The 1,251-nt window shown below is 66.3% G+C and carries 1 pseudogene; it reads left to right on the top strand.

Features of this window, described 5'->3' with window-relative positions:
* Positions 1 to 69 precede the first annotated feature (69 nt).
* A pseudogene (locus ACTOQ1_RS42810) lies at positions 70 to 1,211 on the top strand (IS3 family transposase).
* Positions 1,212 to 1,251: the final 40 nt, after the last annotated feature.

The following is a 1,251-nucleotide window of genomic DNA, read 5'->3' as shown; positions in this document are numbered from 1 at the left end:
GTGGTGTGCCCCTGGTCTTGTGGAGGCGGGTTCTTGGATTCTTGTGCCATTCGTTGAGAGGAGAGTGGCATGGGACGACGTGGCTACCCGTCGGAGTTCCGGCGCAAAGTGCTGGATCTCATTGAGGCGGGCCGCAAGGTCGCCGACGTGGCCCGTGACCTGGACATCAGCAGCCAGACGATCTATTCCTGGCGTCGACAAGACCGCATTGACCGCGGCCTGGAGCCCGGCCTGACCAGCGGAGAGAAGGCCGAACTGCTCGCGGCCAAGCAACGCATCGCCGAGCTGGAGACCGAACTGCAGGCCACCCGTCGCGCGATCGAACTGGTGCGAGAGGTGGTGCCCCCAAAAGGCGGTTCGAAGCCGTCGCGGTGATGGCCGACGAAGCCATCGCGGTCGAGGTCGCCTGCCGGGTCCTTCGAGTGTCAGTCTCGGGCTACTACGCCTGGCGCAACCGGCCCCCCTCCCAGCGCGCGATCCGGCACGCCTGGCTGACCGATCTGATCACTCAGGTGCATGCCGACTCCCGCAGCACCTACGGTGCCCGCCGGGTACACGCCGAGCTGCGGCTGGGCCACGGCGTGCCGGTCAGCCACGGCGCGGTGGAACTCCTGATGCGCCGGGCCGGGCTGGCCGGAGTTGCCGGCCGGCCCAGGTGGCGCCGGTCCACACCCGACCAGATCGCCACCGACCTGGTCGACCGCCGCTTCTCCCAAAGCGCGCCGAACCAGCTATGGGTCACCGACATCACCGAGCACCCCACCCGGGAAGGCAAGGTGTACTGCGCCGTGGTGCTGGACGCCTACTCGCGGCGCGTGGTCGGCTGGTCCATCGACTCATCTGCCACCGCCGCGTTGGTGACCAACGCGCTCGGCATGGCCATCCAGTCGCGCATTCCACCGGTCGGCACGATCATCCACTCCGACCAGGGCGTGCAATTCGCCTCCTGGGCCTTCACCGAACGTGCCAAGGCATCCGGCCTGATGCCCTCGATGGGCAGTGTCGGCGACTGCTATGACAACGCCATGATCGAGGCGTTCTGGTCCCGCATGCAGGTCGAACTCCTCGATCGTCAGCGCTGGAACACCCGGATCGAGCTCGCCAACGCCATCTTCGAGTACCTGGAGATCTGGCACAACCGCAGACGCCGTCACAGCAGCCTCGGCATGCTGACCCCGATAGAGTTCGAAAACACGACCATCGTGGCATGACAATCCAAAAACGCGACTCCACCGAACTCAGGGCAGGCCA

Source organism: Streptosporangium sp. OZ121 (assembly GCF_051918885.1).
GTDB lineage: Bacteria > Actinomycetota > Actinomycetes > Streptosporangiales > Streptosporangiaceae > Streptosporangium.
This window is presented reverse-complemented; position numbering and strand designations above follow the sequence as displayed.